Raw genomic sequence first — 16,615 nt, 5'->3', positions numbered from 1 at the left:
GGCCGCGTTGGTGGATCCGAGATGCGACGGCGCTCTACGATCCCGACGACCGCCGACGTCGCCGGAGCCGTCGCGCCGGTTATCGTAGGGGTATAATCCCCTACACCACCCCTTCCTCACCGACTCCACGCATCGACGAACGCCGACGGGCGGGCCGTTCCTCGCCCGGCGACTCGGCGTTCGGACCGATCGACTCTCACACCCGCCAGATGCACCACCGAACACCACCACGACAATGAGCGACACAGCAGCACAGCCACGAGACGACGACGCGGAGGAGCCGGACGACGCGGCGAACGCGGACGGATCCGCCGCGGCAGACGGGCCGGCAGACGCCGACGGTCCCGCCGCGGGACCGGTGTCGACCGGCGCCGAGTCGGTCGTCGCCGCGCTGGAGGCCGCCGGCGCTGAGACCGCCTTCGGCGTGCAGGGCGGCGCGATCATGCCGGTGTACGACGCGCTGTACGACTCCTCGATCCGCCACGTGACGATGGCGCACGAGCAGGGGGCGTCCCACGCCGCCGACGCCTACGGCGTCGTGGCGGGCGAGCCCGGGCTCTGCCTGGCGACTTCGGGACCGGGCGCGACGAACCTCGTCACCGGCATCGCCGACGCCGACATGGACTCCGACGCGGTGTTGGCGTTGACCGGGCAGGTCCCGACCGAGTTCGTCGGCAACGACGCGTTCCAGGAGACCGACACGGTCGGCGTCACCCGCCCGATCACGAAGCACAACTACTTCGCGCACGGCGCGGACACCGTCGGCGACACCGTCGGCGAGGCGTTCGAGCTGTCGCGCGCGGGCCGTCCCGGCCCGACGCTCGTCGACCTGCCGAAGGACGTGACGCAGGCGGAGACGGACGAGACGCCCGGCCCGGCGGCGCCGCCGGCCGGCACCGACCCCGACCCGAACGCCGACGCCGACGCGGTCGAGGAGGCCGCCCGCGCGATCGAGGCCGCTGAACGCCCGGTCTGCCTGTTCGGCGGCGGCGTGATCAAGGCCGACGCGAGCGACGCCGCGCGCACCTTCGCGCGGACGTACGGGGTCCCGGTGACGACGACGATGCCCGGCATCGGATCGTTCCCCGAGGACGACGAGCTCTGCCTCTCGTGGGCGGGGATGCACGGCACCGGCTACGCCAACATGGCGATCACCCACACCGACTGCCTGATCGCGGTCGGCACCCGGTTCGACGACCGGCTGACCGGCGGGATCGACACGTTCGCGCCGGAGGCCGAGGTCGTCCACGTCGACATCGACCCGGCCGAGATAAGCAAGAACGTCCACGCCGACTACCCGCTGATCGGCGACGCGGAGCGCGTCCTCGACCAGCTGACCGCGGCGGTCCGCGAGGCGCCCGACGCCGAGGCGTGGCGCGAGCGCTGCGCGGAGTGGAAGGAGACGTACCCGCTCACGTACGCGACGCCCGAGGACGAGCCGCTGAAGCCGCAGTTCGTCGTCGAGGCGTTCGACGAGGCGACGGACGACGACACCATCGTGACGACCGGCGTCGGCCAACACCAGATGTGGGCCTCACAGTTCTGGACGTACACGGAGCCCCGGACGTGGGTCTCCTCGCACGGGCTGGGGACGATGGGATACGGCGTGCCCGCCGCGGTCGGCGCGCGCGTCGCGGCCGACACCATGGGCGAACCGGACCGGGACGTGGTGTGTTTCGACGGCGACGGCTCCTTCCTGATGACGATGCAGGAGCTATCGGTGGCGGTCCGCGAGGATCTCGACATCACGATCGCGGTGCTAAACAACGAGTACATCGGCATGGTGCGCCAGTGGCAGGACGCCTTCTACGAGGGCCGTCACATGGCCTCGGACTACACGTGGATGCCGGAGTTCGACAAGCTCGCCGAGGCGTTCGGCGCGCTCGGCCTCCGCGTCGACGACTACGACGAGGTCGCGCCCGCGGTCGAGGAGGCGCTCGACTACGACGGGCCGGCCGTGATCGACTTCCACGTCGATCCGGAGGAGAACGTCCTGCCGATGGTGCCGAGCGGCGGTGCGAACGGGAAGTTCGCCACCGCGGAGGACCAGCTATGAGCGGCGACTCGTCCGACTCCCGTCCCGCGACCGACGGCGGCGTGTCCGAGGCCGACTCCCGGCCTGCGCCGAGCGAACAGCCCGGTCCCGAGGAGCGCGATCACCCCGAGGGGCGCCGGAACCTCGAGGGGATCCGCATCGACCCCGTCGTCGAGGCGGAACACGCGTCGCGCCGAGCCGTCATCTCGGCGCTGGTGGAGGACGAGCCGGGCGTGCTCGCGCGCGTCTCCGGGCTCGTCTCCCGCCGGCAGTTCAATATCGAGAGCCTCACCGTCGGCCCGACGACCGTCGAGGGCCACTCGCGGATCACGATGGTCGTCGAGGAGACGGACCCCGGCATCGACCAGATCGAAAAACAGATGGCGAAGCTGAAGCCGGTCATCTCCGTCGGCGAGGTCGCCGGCGACGCGGTCACCTCGGAGCTCGTCCTCCTGAAGGTGGAGGCGGACGACCCCGCTGCGGTCCACGCGGTCTCCGAGATGTACGACGGTCGGACGGTCGACGCCGGCCCGGAGACGATCACCGTCGAACTCACCGGCGACAACGCCAGCATCGACAACGCGATCGGCGCCTTCGAGCGGTTCGGCATCGTCGAGATCGCGCGGACGGGGCCGACCGCCCTCGCGCGCGGCAACACGCCGACAGCGCCCGGAGAGAAACCCGGAACGGCCGGCGAACCGACGACTCACGACGACTGACACGCGGACCGACACCGAACTCACACGATACACATGACCGAAGACGACACACAGACGTTCAACTCGACAGTATACTACGACGAAGACGCGGACGAAGAGGCGATCGCTCACAAGACCGTGGCCGTGCTCGGCTACGGCTCGCAGGGCCACGCGCACGCGCAGAACCTCTCCGAGAGCGGGGTCGACGTGATCGTCGGCCTCCGCGAGAGCAGTTCCTCTCGAAGCGCCGCCGAGAGCGACGGACTCCGCGTCGAGACCCCCGCGGACGCGGCCGCCGAGGCCGACATCGTGAGCGTGCTCGTCCCCGACACGGTCCAGCCGGACGTGTACGAGAACGCGATCGAGCCGAACCTGGACGCGGGCGACACGCTCCAGTTCGCGCACGGGTTCAACATCCACTACAACCAGATCCAGCCGCCAGAGGACGTCGACGTGACGATGGTGGCGCCGAAGTCGCCGGGTCACCTCGTCCGCCGGAACTACGAGAACGACGAGGGGACCCCCGGCCTGCTCGCGGTGTACCAGGACGCGACCGGCGACGCTCACGACGAGGGGCTCGCGTACGCGGCCGCGATCGGCTGCACCCGCGCCGGCGTCGTCGAGACGTCGTTCCGTGAGGAGACCGAGACCGACCTGTTCGGCGAGCAGGCCGTCCTCTGCGGCGGCGTCACGTCGCTCGTGAAGCAGGGGTACGAGACGCTCGTCGACGCCGGCTACTCCCCGGAGATGGCGTACTTCGAGTGTCTCAACGAGCTGAAGCTCATCGTCGACCTGATGTACGAGGACGGGCTCGGCGGCATGTGGGACTCCGTCTCCGACACCGCCGAGTACGGCGGGCTCACCCAGGGCGACGTCGTCGTCGACGAACACGCCCGCGAGAACATGGAGGAAGTGCTGGAGAAGGTCCAGAACGGCGAGTTCGCCCGCGAGTGGATCGCGGAGAACCAGGCCGGACGCCCCTCCTACACCCAGCTCCGGACCGCGGAGAAGAACCACGAGATCGAGGCCGTCGGCGAGGAGCTTCGGGGCCTGTTCGCGTGGCAGGAGGAAGAAGAGGACGAGGAGGAGAGCGCCGAGGTGACCGCCTGATGGGCGTACGCGGCGGCGCGAACCGGACGGACGAGACCGCGCGATCGGCGCGCCACGCGGGTGAGCGCCGATGAGCGAGGGAACGCTGTACGACAAGGTGTGGGACCGACACACGGTGACGCGGCTGCCCACCGGACAGGACCAGCTGTTCGTCGGGCTCCACCTCGTCCACGAGGTCACCAGCCCGCAGGCGTTCGGCATGCTGAAGGAGCGCGGGCAGGAGGTCGCGTTCCCGGAGCGCACGCACGCGACGGTCGACCACATCGTGCCCACGGGCAACCGTGACCGTCCCTACCGCGACGACGCGGCCGAGAGCATGATGGCGGAGTTAGAGGAGAACGTCCGCGGCTCCGGCATCGACTTCTCCGACCCGGACTCCGGGAATCAGGGGATCGTCCACGTCATCGGACCGGAGCAGGGGCTCACCCAGCCGGGGATGACGATCGTCTGTGGCGACTCACACACGTCGACGCACGGCGCGTTCGGCGCGCTGGCGTTCGGCATCGGCACCTCGCAGATCCGGGACGTGCTGGCGACCGGCTGCGTCGCGATGGAGAAACAGAAGGTCCGCAAGATCGAGGTCACGGGCGAGCTCGGCGAGGGCGTCACCGCGAAGGACATCATCCTCACGATCATCGGGAAGCTCGGGACCGACGGCGGCGTCGGCTACGTGTACGAGTACGCCGGCGAGGCCATCGAGGACCTCGGGATGGAGGGACGGATGTCTATCTGTAACATGTCGATCGAGGGCGGCGCCCGCGCGGGGTACGTCAACCCCGACGAGACCACCTACGAGTGGCTGCAGGAGACGGACGCGTTCGAGAACGACCCCGAGGAGTTCGAGCGGCTGAAACCCTACTGGGAGTCGATCCGGACCGACGACGACGCCGAGTACGACGACGTGGTCACCATCGACGGCTCGGCCATCGAGCCGACCGTCACGTGGGGGACCACGCCCGGCCAGACCGCGGGCATCACCGAGCCGATCCCGGATCCCGACGACCTCCCCGAGGAGGACCGCGACACGGCGCGGCGCGCGCAAAAGCACATGCGCGTCGAGCCCGGCGACACCATGGAGGGGTACGACATCGACGTGGCGTTCCTCGGCTCGTGTACCAACGCGCGGCTGAAGGACCTCCGCGAGGCCGCGGCGTTCGTCGAGGGGCGCGAGGTCGACGACGACGTGCGCGCGATGGTCGTCCCCGGCAGCCAGCGCGTCCGCGACGCCGCGGAGGCCGAGGGGCTCGACGAGGTGTTCAAGCAGGCCGGCTTCGACTGGCGCGAGCCCGGCTGTTCGATGTGTCTCGGGATGAACGACGACCAGCTGGAGGGCGACGAGGCGAGCGCCTCGTCGTCGAACCGGAACTTCGTCGGCCGACAGGGCTCGAAGGACGGGCGCACCGTGCTGATGAGTCCGATCATGGTCGCGGCCGCGGCGGTGACCGGCAAGGTCACCGACGTCCGCGAGATGGAGGAGGTGGCGACCGTATGAGCTCGCCCGAGTTCAGCGCCGGTGAGGCGCCGGCGGAGAAGGTCACCGAGGTCTCCGGCACCGGGATCCCGGTCCGGGGCAACGACATCGACACCGACCAGATCATTCCGGCGCGGTTCATGAAGGTCGTGACCTTCGACGGGCTGGGCCAGTTCTCCTTCTTCGACCAGCGGTTCGACGACGACGACAACGAGAAGGACCACCCGTTCAACGAGGAGCAGTACCGGGGGGCGAACGTCTTGGTCGTCAACGCCAACTTCGGCTGCGGCTCGTCGCGCGAGCACGCCCCCCAGGCGCTGATGCGCTGGGGGATCGACGCGGTCGTCGGCGAGTCGTTCGCGGAGATCTTCGCGGGCAACTGCCTCGCGCTCGGCGTTCCGACGGTCACGGCCGACCAGGACGACATCGAGGCGCTCCAGGACTACGTCGAGGCCAACCCGGACGCCGAGGTCGACATCGACGTGGCCGCGGAGACGATCACCTACGGCGACACCGTGATCGACGCGGAGGTTCACGACGCCCAGCGGAAGGCGCTCGTCGAGGGCGTCTGGGACACCACGGCGCTGATGGGCGCGAACGAGGGCGCGGTCCGCGAGACCGCCCGGTCGCTGCCGTACGTGCCGGACGAACACGTCTCGGGGGACGAGGCGTGAGCCACGAAGTCGTCGTCATCGAGGGCGACGGGATCGGCCGGGAGGTCGTCCCGGCGGCTATCGAGGTACTGGAGGCGCTCCCCGTCGGCTTCGAGTTCGTCGAGGCCGAGGCCGGCGACGCGACGAAGGAGTCGACCGGCGAGGCGCTCCCGGCGGAGACGTACGAGCTCGCGGCCGACGCGGACGCGACGCTGTTCGGCGCGGCCGGCGAGACGGCCGCCGACGTCATCCTCCCGCTGCGCGAGGCGGTCGACTCGTTCGTGAACGTCCGACCCGCCAAGGCGTACCCCGGCGTCGACGCGCTCCGCCCGGAGACCGACGTGGTCTTTCTCCGCGAGAACACCGAGGGCGTCTACTCGGGCCATGAGGACCGGCTCTCCGACGACCTCTCGACGCTGACGCGGGTCGTCACCTCGTCGGCCTCGCGCGAGCTGGCCGAGTACGCCTGCGAGTTCGTCGGGGACGGACGAGGTCCCGCGGGCGACTCCGAGGAGGGGTTCACCGTCGCGCACAAGGCGAACGTGATGCGCGAGACGGACGGCCGGTTCCGTGAGGAGGTGCTCGCGGTCGCCGAGGAGCGCGGCGTCGACGCCGACGAGGAGCTGATGGACGCGTTCGCGACGAAGCTCCCGCTCGACCCGACGCAGTACGGCGTGATCGTCTGCCCGAACCTCGCGGGCGACGTGCTCTCCGACCTGGCCGCCGGGCTCGTCGGCGGGCTCGGGCTGCTTCCCTCGGCGAACGTCGGCCACGACAACGCGCTGTTCGAGCCGGTCCACGGCACCGCGCCCGATATCGCGGGCGAGGGGATCGCGAACCCGACGGCCGCGGTCCTCTCGGCCGCGATGCTGGTGGAGTACCTCGGCCACGTCGAGGAGGGCCGGCGCGTGCGCGACGCCGTGGAGGGCGTGCTCTCCGACGGCCCGCGCACCGGCGACCTCGGCGGCGACGCGACGACCGACGAGGTCACGGCCGCGATCGTCGACCGGCTGTAGGCGGCGATCGCCGACGCCGACGCCGCCTCCGATACGCGTCGGCAACCGCCGATTCTTCTCCGTGCGATCGAGACTCGTGACCGCGGGCGAACCACAAGAAAGGAAACCCTGCGTCCCCTCGGTTCGGGTATGAGTAACTACGAAGTCGCGATGGAAGCAGCCTGGTTGGTCCGTGACGTCGAGGAGACCGACGACGCCATCGGCGTCGCGGTCAGCGAAGCCGGCAAGCGACTCAACGAGACGGACAAGCAGTACGTCGAGGTCGAGCCCGGCGTCACCGGCTGTCCGGCCTGCGGCGAGCCGTTCGACGCCGCGTTCCTCGCCGCGAACACCGCCTTGGTCGGGCTCCTCTTGGAGATCGACATCTTCAACGCCGACAGCGAGGAGCACGCCGAGCGGATCGCGAAAAGCGAGGTCGGCGGCGCGCTCCGCGACGTTCCCCTCGAGGTCATCGAGGTCATCGAGACCGAGGGCGACGACGACGACCGCGACGACGAGTAGGACGCCGCGATCGGTGCGATCGACGCGACCGCGCGACCGCCGCCGCGATATCGGTCGTTGCCGAAACCTTTTCTAATAACCCTTAGTTATTTGGAGTATGGAACTCCCGACGCCACAGGACCTCCGCGAGCGGCGGACGACGCTGGAGCTGACACAGAGCGAACTCGCCGACGCCGCGGACGTCTCGCAGCCGCTCATCGCGCGGATCGAGGGGGGCGACGTCGACCCCCGACTCTCGACGCTCCGGCGCATCGTCAACGCGCTGCAGGAAGCGGAGGGGAGAGTCGTTCGCGCGAGCGACCTGATGAACGAGACGGTGATCAGCGTCGCGCCCGACGACGCGGTGCGCGGGGCGGTCGAGCTGATGGAGGAGGAGGCGTACTCGCAGTTACCGGTGTTACAGAACGGCGTGCCGGTCGGCTCGATCAGTCAGGGCGACGTGGTCCACGCCGGCGAGAACGTGGGCGATCACCCGGTCAGCGAGGTGATGAGCGAGTCGTTCCCGACGGTCGCACCGAGCGCGACGGTCGACGAGGTCCGGAACCTGCTCGACCACTACAAGGCGGTGATGGTGACCGACGGCGGCGAGACGGTCGGGATCATCACCGAGGCCGACATCGCCGCGCACCTCTCGTAAAACGGATTCGACCCGCACGCGACGCTCCCGAAACGGTCGGGCCGCGGGCGGCGTCACTCCTCTCGGCGCTCCGAGAGCCGTTCCCAGATCTCCGTACAGCCGGCGCCGTCCTCGATGTCGTCGAGGTGGCCAGTACCGTCGTCGGGGTCGGAGTCGGGATCGGGTTTCTCCGCGTCCCCTTCGCTCTCGACCTCCTCTCGTTTTCCGCCGGTCGTTTGCGGATCGGCTCGCTTGGTCATCGTCCCTCCGGGTCGTCGGCGAAGAGCTCGGGCGCCACGTCCGCGGATGCGTGCTGTCGGTACTCGCCGGTATCGACCGGGCCAGCGGGTCGATCGCCGGTGGAGTCAGGGACCGAATCGGTCATCACACGGGCGTAAGCGCGTCCGAGCCATAAGTACCGCCACACATGTAAATCGAACCAGTACTCTCGGATACCGGAGTACGTGTCCGGTAGTTCGGAAGCGGATTTCACGAGAGATCGGACCGCAGTCGTGCGGTTTCCCGAGTATTCGGCGTCATCGAAACTGTCGCCGATTGCGACCACCGTCACCCATTGGGTCGCTGCGGGCGAATGGGGGGTGTGACCACTCGTTTGCGCGTCCTCGACGACGGGGCGTGGATCTCCGTCAACGACGACCGAAAAGTACGTGTCAGCGAACTGTGGCGCCTCGACGCGCCGGATCTGTGCGAGTGCGCGCTCACCGATCTGGTCGTCGAGAACTTCCAGTCGGTCGGCGTCGACGGCTCGACCGTGGAGGTGCGGGTCTACGGTCAGTGTATCGCGTGCGGGGCGGCGGGAACCACCGGCTGGATCCCCGTCGGGCGGGTACGCGGGAGCGAGTTCGCCGAGATCGACCGATCCGCGGTTCGCCGCGTGCGGCGCTGAGGAAAGCGGCAACACGTGCCACTTCGGTGGGGCACCGGGGAACGTTGACTCGACGCGGTCGCCTATGGGGGCGTCACGTGTAGGGGCTCTCGATGCCAACGGACGTCGAAAACTGGAAATCCGAGGTCTACGGGAACGAGATCCGTGACCACCTGTTCGAGTTCGCCGAGGAGGGGTTCGATTCGATCCCGGACGACGAGCGCGACGCGTGGTTCGAGCGCTTCAAGTGGTGGGGGCTGTACCACCAGCGGAACGGGCAGGAGGGGTACTTCATGATGCGGATCGGGACACCGAACGGCGTGCTCGAACCGGGACAGCTCCGGACCGTCGGCGAGATCGCCGACGAGTACGCCCGCGGCCCCGGCACGAACCCGATCTTCGGCGACGCGTACGCCGACTTCACCACTCGACAGTCGATTCAGCTCCACTGGATCGAGCTGTCGGACGTGCCGGCGATCTTCGAGAAACTGGAGGAGAACGGCCTCTCGACTCAGCAGGCGTGCGGGGACTCGTGGCGGAACATCGTCGGGAACCCCGTCGCGGGCAAGGACGGGCAGGAGGTGATCGACGCCTGGCCCGTAATCAACGAACTCAACGAGACGTTCAAGGGGAACGACGACCACTCGAACCTCCCGCGGAAGTGGAAGGTCTCCGTGACCGGCTCCGCCGACGGCTCCGGGCAGGGCGACATCAACGACCTCGCGTTCGAGCCCGCGTACAAGGCGGTCGGCGGAGGCGGAGGCGGGGACGGGGACGAAGGCGGAGACGAGGGCGAGATCGAGGACGCCGTGGGCTTCAACGTCCGGGTCGGCGGCGGACTCGCCCGCAACGAGCCGCGGTTCGCCCGCGACATCGACGTCTGGGTGCCGCCGGAGCGCGTCCCCGACGTGGCGGGCGGGCTCTCCGCGCTGTTCCGCGACTACGGCGACCGCGAGGACCGGTACAACGCCCGCGTGAAGTTCCTCGTCGACGAGTGGGGCGCAGCGGAGGTCCGCGAGACGCTCCAGGAGGAGTACGTCGACTTCGAGCTCGAATCCGCCGGGCGTGACGTCCGCGAGGAGTACACCTACAACGCGGGCGAGGGCGAGCGCAACGACCTGATCGGCGTCCACGACCAGAAGAACGGAGAGAACTTCGTCGGCCTGAACGTGCTCGTCGGTCGGATGGGCGCGACCGACGTGCTCGATCTGGCCGACCTCGCCGCGGAGTACGGCTCCGGCGAGGTCCGGCTCTCCCAGCGCCAGAACGTCATCGTCACCGACGTTCCCGACGACGCCCTCGACGAGTTCCTCGACGAGCCGCTGCTCAAGCACTACTCGCCGTCCCCCTCGCCGTTCATGCGCGGCTCGGTCGCGTGTACCGGCACGGAGTTCTGCTCGCTGTCGATCGTCGAGACGAAGAACCGGCAGGTCCGGTTCGCGCGCTGGCTGAAGGCCAACGTCGACCTCCCGACCGACGTCGACGAGTTCCACGTCCACCTCTCCGGGTGTACGGCCTCGTGCGCGCAGCCGCAGATCGCCGACGTGAGCCTGCGCGGGATGAAGACCCGCAAGGACGGCGACCCGGTCGAGGCGCTCGATGTCGGGCTCGGCGGCGGGCTCGGCGAGAATCCCCAGTTCGCCCGGTGGGTGACCCAGCGCGTGCCCGTCGACGAGGTACCGGGCGCGATCGCGAACCTCGTGGAGAGCTTCGCGGCCGAGCGCGACGAGGGCGAGTCGTTCCGCGCGTTCGTCGCCCGTCACGACGACGACGAACTCGACGCCTTCGTGGACCCCGAGGAGACGGACTACGAGGACCCGATGATGCACAACACGAAGCGCACCTGGTACCCGTACGCCGAGAACGACTCGATGGAGGACGCGCCGTCGCCGCCGGCGGACGACTGACGATGCGCTCGACGGACCCGGAGGCGATCCGATGAGCGATCGGCTGCTCCGCGTGAACGCCTACACGACGCTCGACCTCGTCGACGGTCGCGCTCGCGGCCACGAGTTCGAGACCGAGGCGCCCGGCGTGGTGAACGTCACCGCGCCGCGCGAGGACCCCGAACACGTCACGCTGGAAGTCGAACTCGACAACACCGCGATCGACGACCTCACCGCCCACGCCGACGAGATCGACCTCTCGCCCGCGCAGGCGCGGACCCTCGCCGAGGCGCTGGAGTCGACGGCGGACCGCGTCGAAGCCGCGCGAAACGGCGACGACTCTTTATAAATAAACGGTGCGGTGGCGCGCGCCTCCGAGCGCCCGAAGGGCGCGAGGAGCACACGCGAGGGAGTCGCGAACGACGCGGGCGACCGGAGGGAGCCCCGAGTGAGCGACGAGGCTGGGGAGGCGTGAGGCTGTGCGGTGCGGCCGGGTGGGACTCAAAGGGGCAGCCGTGCTCGGCGAACCCCAGCGACGCAAGGACCGCAGGGAGCGAGCATCGCGAGCGACTGAGGACCACAGCGAGCTGTGGGAGACGAGCACGGCTGGGGCTTTGGAGGTGTTCACCGTCGATTCGGGATCAACGATTTATAAGTGAGCGACTGAGGCTTTAGAAGTGTTCGCCGTCGAGCCGAAGTTCCGGGTTTATAAGCGATCGAGAGCGCGATCGACAGCAACCATTTATAACTCTAATCCGCGGATCGCGACGCTCCCTTCGTCGCCCTCCCCCTCCTCAACCCGTCCGATCACGCGCCCGTCCGTCTCATCAGCCAGCGACGCGGCGTCGTCGGGGTCGAGCGCCGCGACGAACCCCGTCCCCATGTTGAACGTCCGGTGCATCTCCTCGTCGGAGACGCTCCCCTCGGACTGCACGAACTCGAAGACGGGCTGCGGGTCGAACGCGTCCTCGACGACGTACCGGTTCGCGCCGAGCCGCGTCAGGTTGGTCCACCCGCCGCCGGTGACGTGGGCCGCGCCGCGCACGCCGTGCTCGCGCATCGGGTCGAGCAGGTCGGTGTAGATCCGGGTCGGCTCCAGGAGGGCCTCGCCGACCGTCTCGTACCCCTCGAACGGACACGGGTCGGCGTACGCGTGCTCGCGGGTCGCGGCCTCGCGCGCGAGGGTGAGCCCGTTCGAGTGGATCCCCGACGACTCCCACCCGACCAGCGCGTCGCCCGGGCGCGCCGCGCCGTCGAAGACCGCCTCTTTCGCGGCGAGCCCGGCACAGGTCCCCGCCAGGTCGAGCCCGCGGATCACGTCGGGCATCACCGCGGTCTCGCCGCCGACGAGCTCCATGTCGGCGAGTTCGGCGCCGCGCGCGAGCCCCTCGCCGACCTGCTCGGCGAAGCGCTCGTCCGGCTCGTCGACCGCGAGGTAGTCGACGAACGCGACCGGGCGGACGCCGGCGGCGACGAGGTCGTTGACGTTCATCGCGATGCAGTCGATCCCGACGGTCGAGTAGTCGCCGAGCGCCTCGGCGACGAGGAGCTTGGTCCCGACGCCGTCGGTCGCCAGCGCGAGGTAGCGGTCGCCGATGTCGAGCAGGCCGGCGTAGTCGCCCTCGCCCTCGCCCACCGCCCCGATCAGCGCCGCGGTGGCGGCCTCGCTGGCGTCGATGTCGACGCCGGCGTCGGCGTAGGTGAGTTCGTCGCCGTCGTCGCTCGTCGGTTCCTCGTCCCCCGCGCTCGCGTCGCCGTCGTCTCCGCCGTCGCCCTCGGTCATGTGTGTCGAGGGACGCCCGCGGAGCAAAAGCGCACCGTTCCCGCGGAGGCGGTCGGGCCCGCTCCGTCGCGACACCGCCCGCCTCAGAACGGACCGTCGAAGCCGAGCCCGCCGACGAAGACGAGCCCGACCGTGAGCAGGACGGACAGGGCGAAGAAGCCGGCCCACACCGGCTTGCTCCACCCCATGACTGTCTTCCCGTCGAGGGGGCCGTACGGGATCAGGTTGAAGGCCGCGAGGAAGACGTTGATCGCGATCCCGCGCGAGCCGATCAGGGTGATCACGGGGCTCCCGACGACGGGGCCGAGCAGGAGCACCGGGAGGAACGCGAGCGTGAGCAGGAGGTTGACGACCGGGCCGGCCAGCGCGATGTGGCCGTGCTCGCGGGGCGTCAGCCGGCCGCGGTGGTGGACGGCGCCCGGCGCGGCGAAGATGAAGCCCAAAAGGGAGCTCATCACGGCCAGGAACAGCATCCCGTTGTCCGCGCGGAACTCGGCGACCTGATCGTAGTGGACCGCGACGACCTTGTGGGCGATCTCGTGGAGGAGGAACGCGACGCCCGCGGTGAGCAGGCCGACCAGCAGCGGCGGGACGACCCCCGCCGCGAGCAGCCGGTCGAAGCCCGCGGTGCCGTTCACGAAGAAGAACGTGAACGCGACGCCGAGCGCGAGCCACGCGACCAGCAGGTCGCGGAGCTCGGTCCCGCTGAAGTAGAGGCCGGCGATCCGGCGGCCCTGGAGGGCGCTCATCGTCCCCCCGTGACCGCGCTCCGCACCAGCTCCGCGCCGGTGCGTGCGCCCTCGATCATGAGTCGCCCAACCTCGTCGACGCCGCCCACGTCGCCGAACATCGCCGGGATGACGTACACCGCGAACAGGAAGCTCGCGACGATGCTACCGATGTTCGTCATCGCGACGACGACGATGAGCTTGAACAGGGGCACGTCGAGCATCGAGGAGACGAGGGCCGACGGCGACAGCGTCTCGTCGGAGAGCAGCTCGTTGAGCCGGCCGATGTCGCCGACGTTCACCGTCAGGCTCCGGAGCTCGACGTACCCGGTGAACCAGCCGGGCGCGAGCACCGGGTTGATCGAGGTCATCCACGCGACTGCGCCGCCGACCCCGGCGGAGGTCCAGCGCGCGCCGGCGACCTTCGCGAACGCGAACGCGAACGCGCCGTTGATCAGGAACCACGCGCCGAACAGCCGGAAGAGGAACGCGTTCTCCACCCCGGCGAGCGCGAGCAGGACGAAGAAGCCGACGAAGCCGACGGTGATCGCGTACCCGATCGCCTTCTTCCACGGGAGCCCGCGCCCGCGCTCCTTCCCGACGAGACTCTCCATCGGCGGGAGCGACGCGGGGTCCGCGAGGTACCCCTCGATCCCCGCGCGGTGGCCCGCGCCGACGACGGCGACCACGTCGTGGCCGGCCTCGCGGAGGGCGACGAGCCGGTGGGCGATGAAGGCGTCGCGCTCGTCGATGAGCGCCTCGGCGCCGCCCGGGGAGAACTGCCGGAACTCCTCCATCATCATCGTCACCACGTCGGTGTCGGTCAGGTCCTCCATCCCCAGCTCTTCGATCCCGCCGTGTTCGGGCTCGCCTGCGCCCCGCCCGAGGACGCTCATCGCGAGCGACGCGAGCACGCCGAGGGTCAGGCCGAGCGAGATCCCGAGCCCGAGGCTCCCGACCGCGCGCACGGTGAACCCGCCGAGGTACGTCGCGACGATCCCGTCGAGCGCGCCGACCGCGGCGGCGGTGATCCCGGACGCGACGCCCAGTATCGCCGCGGCGTAGAGGCGGCCGTCGGGCGAGAGCGCGACTTTCCCGACCTGATCGACCGCGATGGCGACCGCGACCGCGGCGAGCACCCCGCCGGTGACGCTCGTCAACATGGCGTCGGTGACCCCGACGCTGCCGCCGAAGAGCCCGATCACCGGGCCGGCGAGGATCCCGACGAACAGCCCGACCAACACCCCCACCACGCGGGAGTCGGTGACGCCGAACGCGAGCCCGCCGACCATGCGAAGCTTCTCCGTGACCGACATCCGGGCCCAGAAGCGTTGGATCGTCGTCTGGATGTCCCGGTCGACTAACGCCACGTCGATGCCGAGCCCCTCGGCGACGTCGATGGCGGCGCGCATGTCGGCGCCCGGCTCGATGTCGAAGCGGTCGCCGAGCTGAGTCTGGACGTACGAGAGCATCCAGTACGCGAGGAACTGGAAGACGGTGTTCCCCCGCAGCAGGTCGCCCGCGTCGAGGTCGTCGGGGCTCTCGCCGTTCATCTGCCGGTATCGCCCCTCGTCGAGCTCGACGGCGACCACGTCGGGTCGCTCGCGCTCGATCGTCTCCTCGACCTCGTCGACCGACCGCTCGGAGACGTGCGCGGTTCCGACCACGGTCACCGAGCCGGACTCGTCGTCGTCGGGAGGCGCTCCGACCGCGCCGCTCGCAGGGGTACCCTCGCCGCCGGCGGCCGCCGGGTCGCTCTCCGTCGGCGCCGAGTCGCCCGCCGTCGGGGGCGGGGACGCGCCGTCGGATCCCCCTGGCGTCTCTGTCATTGCCACGACGTACTCCGTCGCCGCGTTTAGGGTTTGTGAGTCGGTGAGCGCGCGTCGGCGCCTCGGGGATCCAACAAATTTGTATTCTCACGGGGCGGAGGGGCTGGTATGTCGCGGCTGTTGCCCTCCCTCCCCGACGCGACCCCCGAAGACAGAGAGCCGCGGGTGGTCGGCGTCGACGACGACGACGCCGACGAGCTCATCGCCGCGCTCGGTTCCGAGACCGCCCGCGAGATCCTCACGCGGCTCCACGACGAGCCGGCGACCAAATCGGAGCTCGCCGACGCCGTCGACACCTCGCTCCAGAACGTCCAGTACCACCTCTCGAAGCTCGACGGGGCCGACCTCGTCGACGTGGTCGACACGACCTACTCCGAGAAGGGCCGGGAGATGGACGTGTACGCGGCCGCCGACGAGCCGCTCGTGCTGTTCGCCGGCGGCTCGGAGGAGTCGGGCGGGATCAAGTCGGCGCTGATGCGGCTGCTCGGCGGCTACGGGGTCATCGGGCTGGCCGCCGTCGTGGCCCAGCGGCTGCTCTCGGTGGCGGACCCGACGGCGCGCGTGACGACCACGACCGGCGGTGGGGACGCGGGCGCCGCCACCGAGGACGCCGCGAGCGACGGGGGCTCGGCCGGAGCCGACGGCGCCGACGGGAGTGGGGAGGCGATCGACGGGACGGTCGAGTACGTCGTCGACCCCCTCGCCGACTACGCCGTCTCCGCGCTCGAGCCCGGCGTCGTCTTCTTCCTCGGCGCCGCGCTCGTGTTCACGGTCGCGTGGGCGTACTGGTATCGGAGCGCGGGCGGGTGAACGGGATCGACCTCCGAGACGCCGCCCCCAGCGATCGCGTGGGACAGCTATTCATGCCGCCGACGCCACGGTCCGGTATGGAACACGAAGCCGAGGTCGTCGGGGTCGGAGCGGGCTCCGCACCCGGCGGCGACGTGCCGGCGGTCATCCTCTCCGCGCGCGACGAGTACGTCCCGATCTTCGTCAGCGCCGATCAGGCGCAGTCGATCGGGATGGCGCTCGAGGGCGAACCGTTCGACCGACCGCTGACGCACGACCTCCTCGTCGAGGTCCTCACCGAGTTCGGCGGCGCGATCGATCGCGTCCGCGTCGACGACCTCCGGGACGGCACCTTCTACGCGAAGATCGACGCCGAGCGGTACGAGGACGGCGAGCCGGAGCGGTTCGTCTTCGACGCGCGTCCCTCCGACGCGCTCGCGCTCGCCGTTCGGATCGACTGTCCGATCGTCGTCTCCGACGAGGTGATCGACGAGGCGGGGCGCTCGCAGGACTCGGTCCGGTTCGACGACGGGTCCCAAAGCGGCGCCTGAATCCCGCACCGTCCGCTTCCCGCCGCCGGTCACCGGGTTCAAGTCGCCCGCCGCCTCACCGAC

General features: G+C 70.0%; 18 protein-coding genes. 13 read left to right on the top strand and 5 right to left on the bottom strand.

Annotated features, from left to right (window positions below; translation table 11 throughout):
• The first annotated feature begins 235 nt into the window (after positions 1-235).
• The 8 genes from ilvB (at position 236) to C469_RS04670 (ending at position 8,121) form a co-directional block, all read left to right on the top strand.
• On the top strand, positions 236-2,056 hold the full coding sequence (ilvB, locus tag C469_RS04705) for a biosynthetic-type acetolactate synthase large subunit (protein ID WP_008004308.1): 1,821 nt from the start codon (positions 236-238) through the stop codon (positions 2,054-2,056).
• Entirely contained in the window at positions 2,053-2,754 is a 702-nt protein-coding gene (gene ilvN, locus C469_RS04700; RefSeq protein ID WP_008004306.1) for an acetolactate synthase small subunit, read from the top strand. The genes ilvB and ilvN overlap by 4 nt, the downstream gene beginning before the upstream one ends.
• 33 nt (positions 2,755-2,787) lie before the next feature.
• A complete protein-coding gene (ilvC, locus tag C469_RS04695) occupies positions 2,788-3,843 on the top strand; it encodes a ketol-acid reductoisomerase (RefSeq protein ID WP_008004304.1) in 1,056 nt (351 codons plus the stop codon).
• Positions 3,844-3,913: 70 nt separating this feature from the next.
• Entirely contained in the window at positions 3,914-5,335 is a 1,422-nt protein-coding gene (leuC, locus tag C469_RS04690; protein ID WP_008004302.1) for a 3-isopropylmalate dehydratase large subunit, read from the top strand.
• A complete protein-coding gene (gene leuD, locus C469_RS04685; protein WP_008004300.1) occupies positions 5,332-5,988 on the top strand; it encodes a 3-isopropylmalate dehydratase small subunit in 657 nt (218 codons plus the stop codon). Before leuC ends, leuD begins: the two co-directional genes overlap by 4 nt.
• Entirely contained in the window at positions 5,985-6,983 is a 999-nt protein-coding gene (locus C469_RS04680) for an isocitrate/isopropylmalate family dehydrogenase (protein ID WP_008004298.1), read from the top strand. Before leuD ends, C469_RS04680 begins: the two co-directional genes overlap by 4 nt.
• A gap of 129 nt (positions 6,984-7,112) precedes the next feature.
• A complete protein-coding gene (locus C469_RS04675; RefSeq protein ID WP_008004296.1) occupies positions 7,113-7,484 on the top strand; it encodes a DUF555 domain-containing protein in 372 nt (123 codons plus the stop codon).
• A 97-nt stretch (positions 7,485-7,581) separates the two neighbouring features.
• A complete protein-coding gene (locus C469_RS04670; RefSeq protein WP_008004294.1) occupies positions 7,582-8,121 on the top strand; it encodes a CBS domain-containing protein in 540 nt (179 codons plus the stop codon).
• A gap of 53 nt (positions 8,122-8,174) precedes the next feature.
• Here the strand turns inward: C469_RS04670 and C469_RS04665 are convergent, their stop codons facing one another.
• Positions 8,175-8,360, bottom strand: coding sequence for a hypothetical protein (locus tag C469_RS04665; protein WP_008004291.1), 186 nt, complete (start codon positions 8,358-8,360; stop codon positions 8,175-8,177).
• Positions 8,357-8,485, bottom strand: coding sequence for a hypothetical protein (locus C469_RS17600; RefSeq protein ID WP_008004289.1), 129 nt, complete (start codon positions 8,483-8,485; stop codon positions 8,357-8,359). The genes C469_RS04665 and C469_RS17600 overlap by 4 nt, the downstream gene beginning before the upstream one ends.
• Before the next feature lie 216 nt (positions 8,486-8,701).
• On the opposite strand from C469_RS17600, the gene C469_RS04660 reads away from it, so the two are divergent.
• The 3 genes from C469_RS04660 (at position 8,702) to C469_RS04650 (ending at position 11,221) form a co-directional block, all read left to right on the top strand.
• Positions 8,702-9,007, top strand: a complete 306-nt coding sequence (locus C469_RS04660) for a hypothetical protein (RefSeq protein ID WP_187127440.1) — start codon at positions 8,702-8,704, stop codon at positions 9,005-9,007.
• A 92-nt stretch (positions 9,008-9,099) separates the two neighbouring features.
• Entirely contained in the window at positions 9,100-10,893 is a 1,794-nt protein-coding gene (locus C469_RS04655; RefSeq protein ID WP_008004285.1) for a nitrite/sulfite reductase, read from the top strand.
• 31 nt (positions 10,894-10,924) lie between these two features.
• The gene (locus C469_RS04650) at positions 10,925-11,221 is read left to right on the top strand and encodes a DUF6360 family protein (protein ID WP_008004283.1); all 297 of its coding nucleotides are present in this window, start codon (positions 10,925-10,927) and stop codon (positions 11,219-11,221) included.
• 393 nt (positions 11,222-11,614) lie between these two features.
• Here C469_RS04650 and purM read toward each other — a convergent pair whose 3' ends face one another.
• The 3 genes from purM to C469_RS04635 form a co-directional block, all read right to left on the bottom strand.
• Complete coding sequence (gene purM, locus C469_RS04645) at positions 11,615-12,655, bottom strand: phosphoribosylformylglycinamidine cyclo-ligase (protein ID WP_008004282.1); 1,041 nt, start codon at positions 12,653-12,655, stop codon at positions 11,615-11,617.
• Between the two features lie 83 nt (positions 12,656-12,738).
• Entirely contained in the window at positions 12,739-13,404 is a 666-nt protein-coding gene (locus C469_RS04640) for a hypothetical protein (protein ID WP_008004280.1), read from the bottom strand.
• Positions 13,401-15,212 carry a TraB/GumN family protein gene (locus C469_RS04635; RefSeq protein WP_008004278.1) on the bottom strand — a complete coding sequence of 604 codons (1,812 nt, stop codon included), beginning with the start codon at positions 15,210-15,212 and terminating at the stop codon, positions 13,401-13,403. The genes C469_RS04640 and C469_RS04635 overlap by 4 nt, the downstream gene beginning before the upstream one ends.
• 108 nt (positions 15,213-15,320) lie before the next feature.
• Here C469_RS04635 and C469_RS04630 point away from each other — a divergent pair, with 108 nt between their 5' ends.
• Entirely contained in the window at positions 15,321-16,022 is a 702-nt protein-coding gene (locus C469_RS04630) for an ArsR/SmtB family transcription factor (RefSeq protein WP_008004275.1), read from the top strand.
• 77 nt (positions 16,023-16,099) lie between these two features.
• Complete coding sequence (locus tag C469_RS04625; RefSeq protein WP_008004274.1) at positions 16,100-16,552, top strand: bifunctional nuclease family protein; 453 nt, start codon at positions 16,100-16,102, stop codon at positions 16,550-16,552.
• The last annotated feature ends 63 nt before the right edge of the window (positions 16,553-16,615 follow it).

The organism is Halorubrum lipolyticum DSM 21995, assembly GCF_000337375.1.
GTDB lineage: Archaea > Halobacteriota > Halobacteria > Halobacteriales > Haloferacaceae > Halorubrum > Halorubrum lipolyticum.
This window is presented reverse-complemented; position numbering and strand designations above follow the sequence as displayed.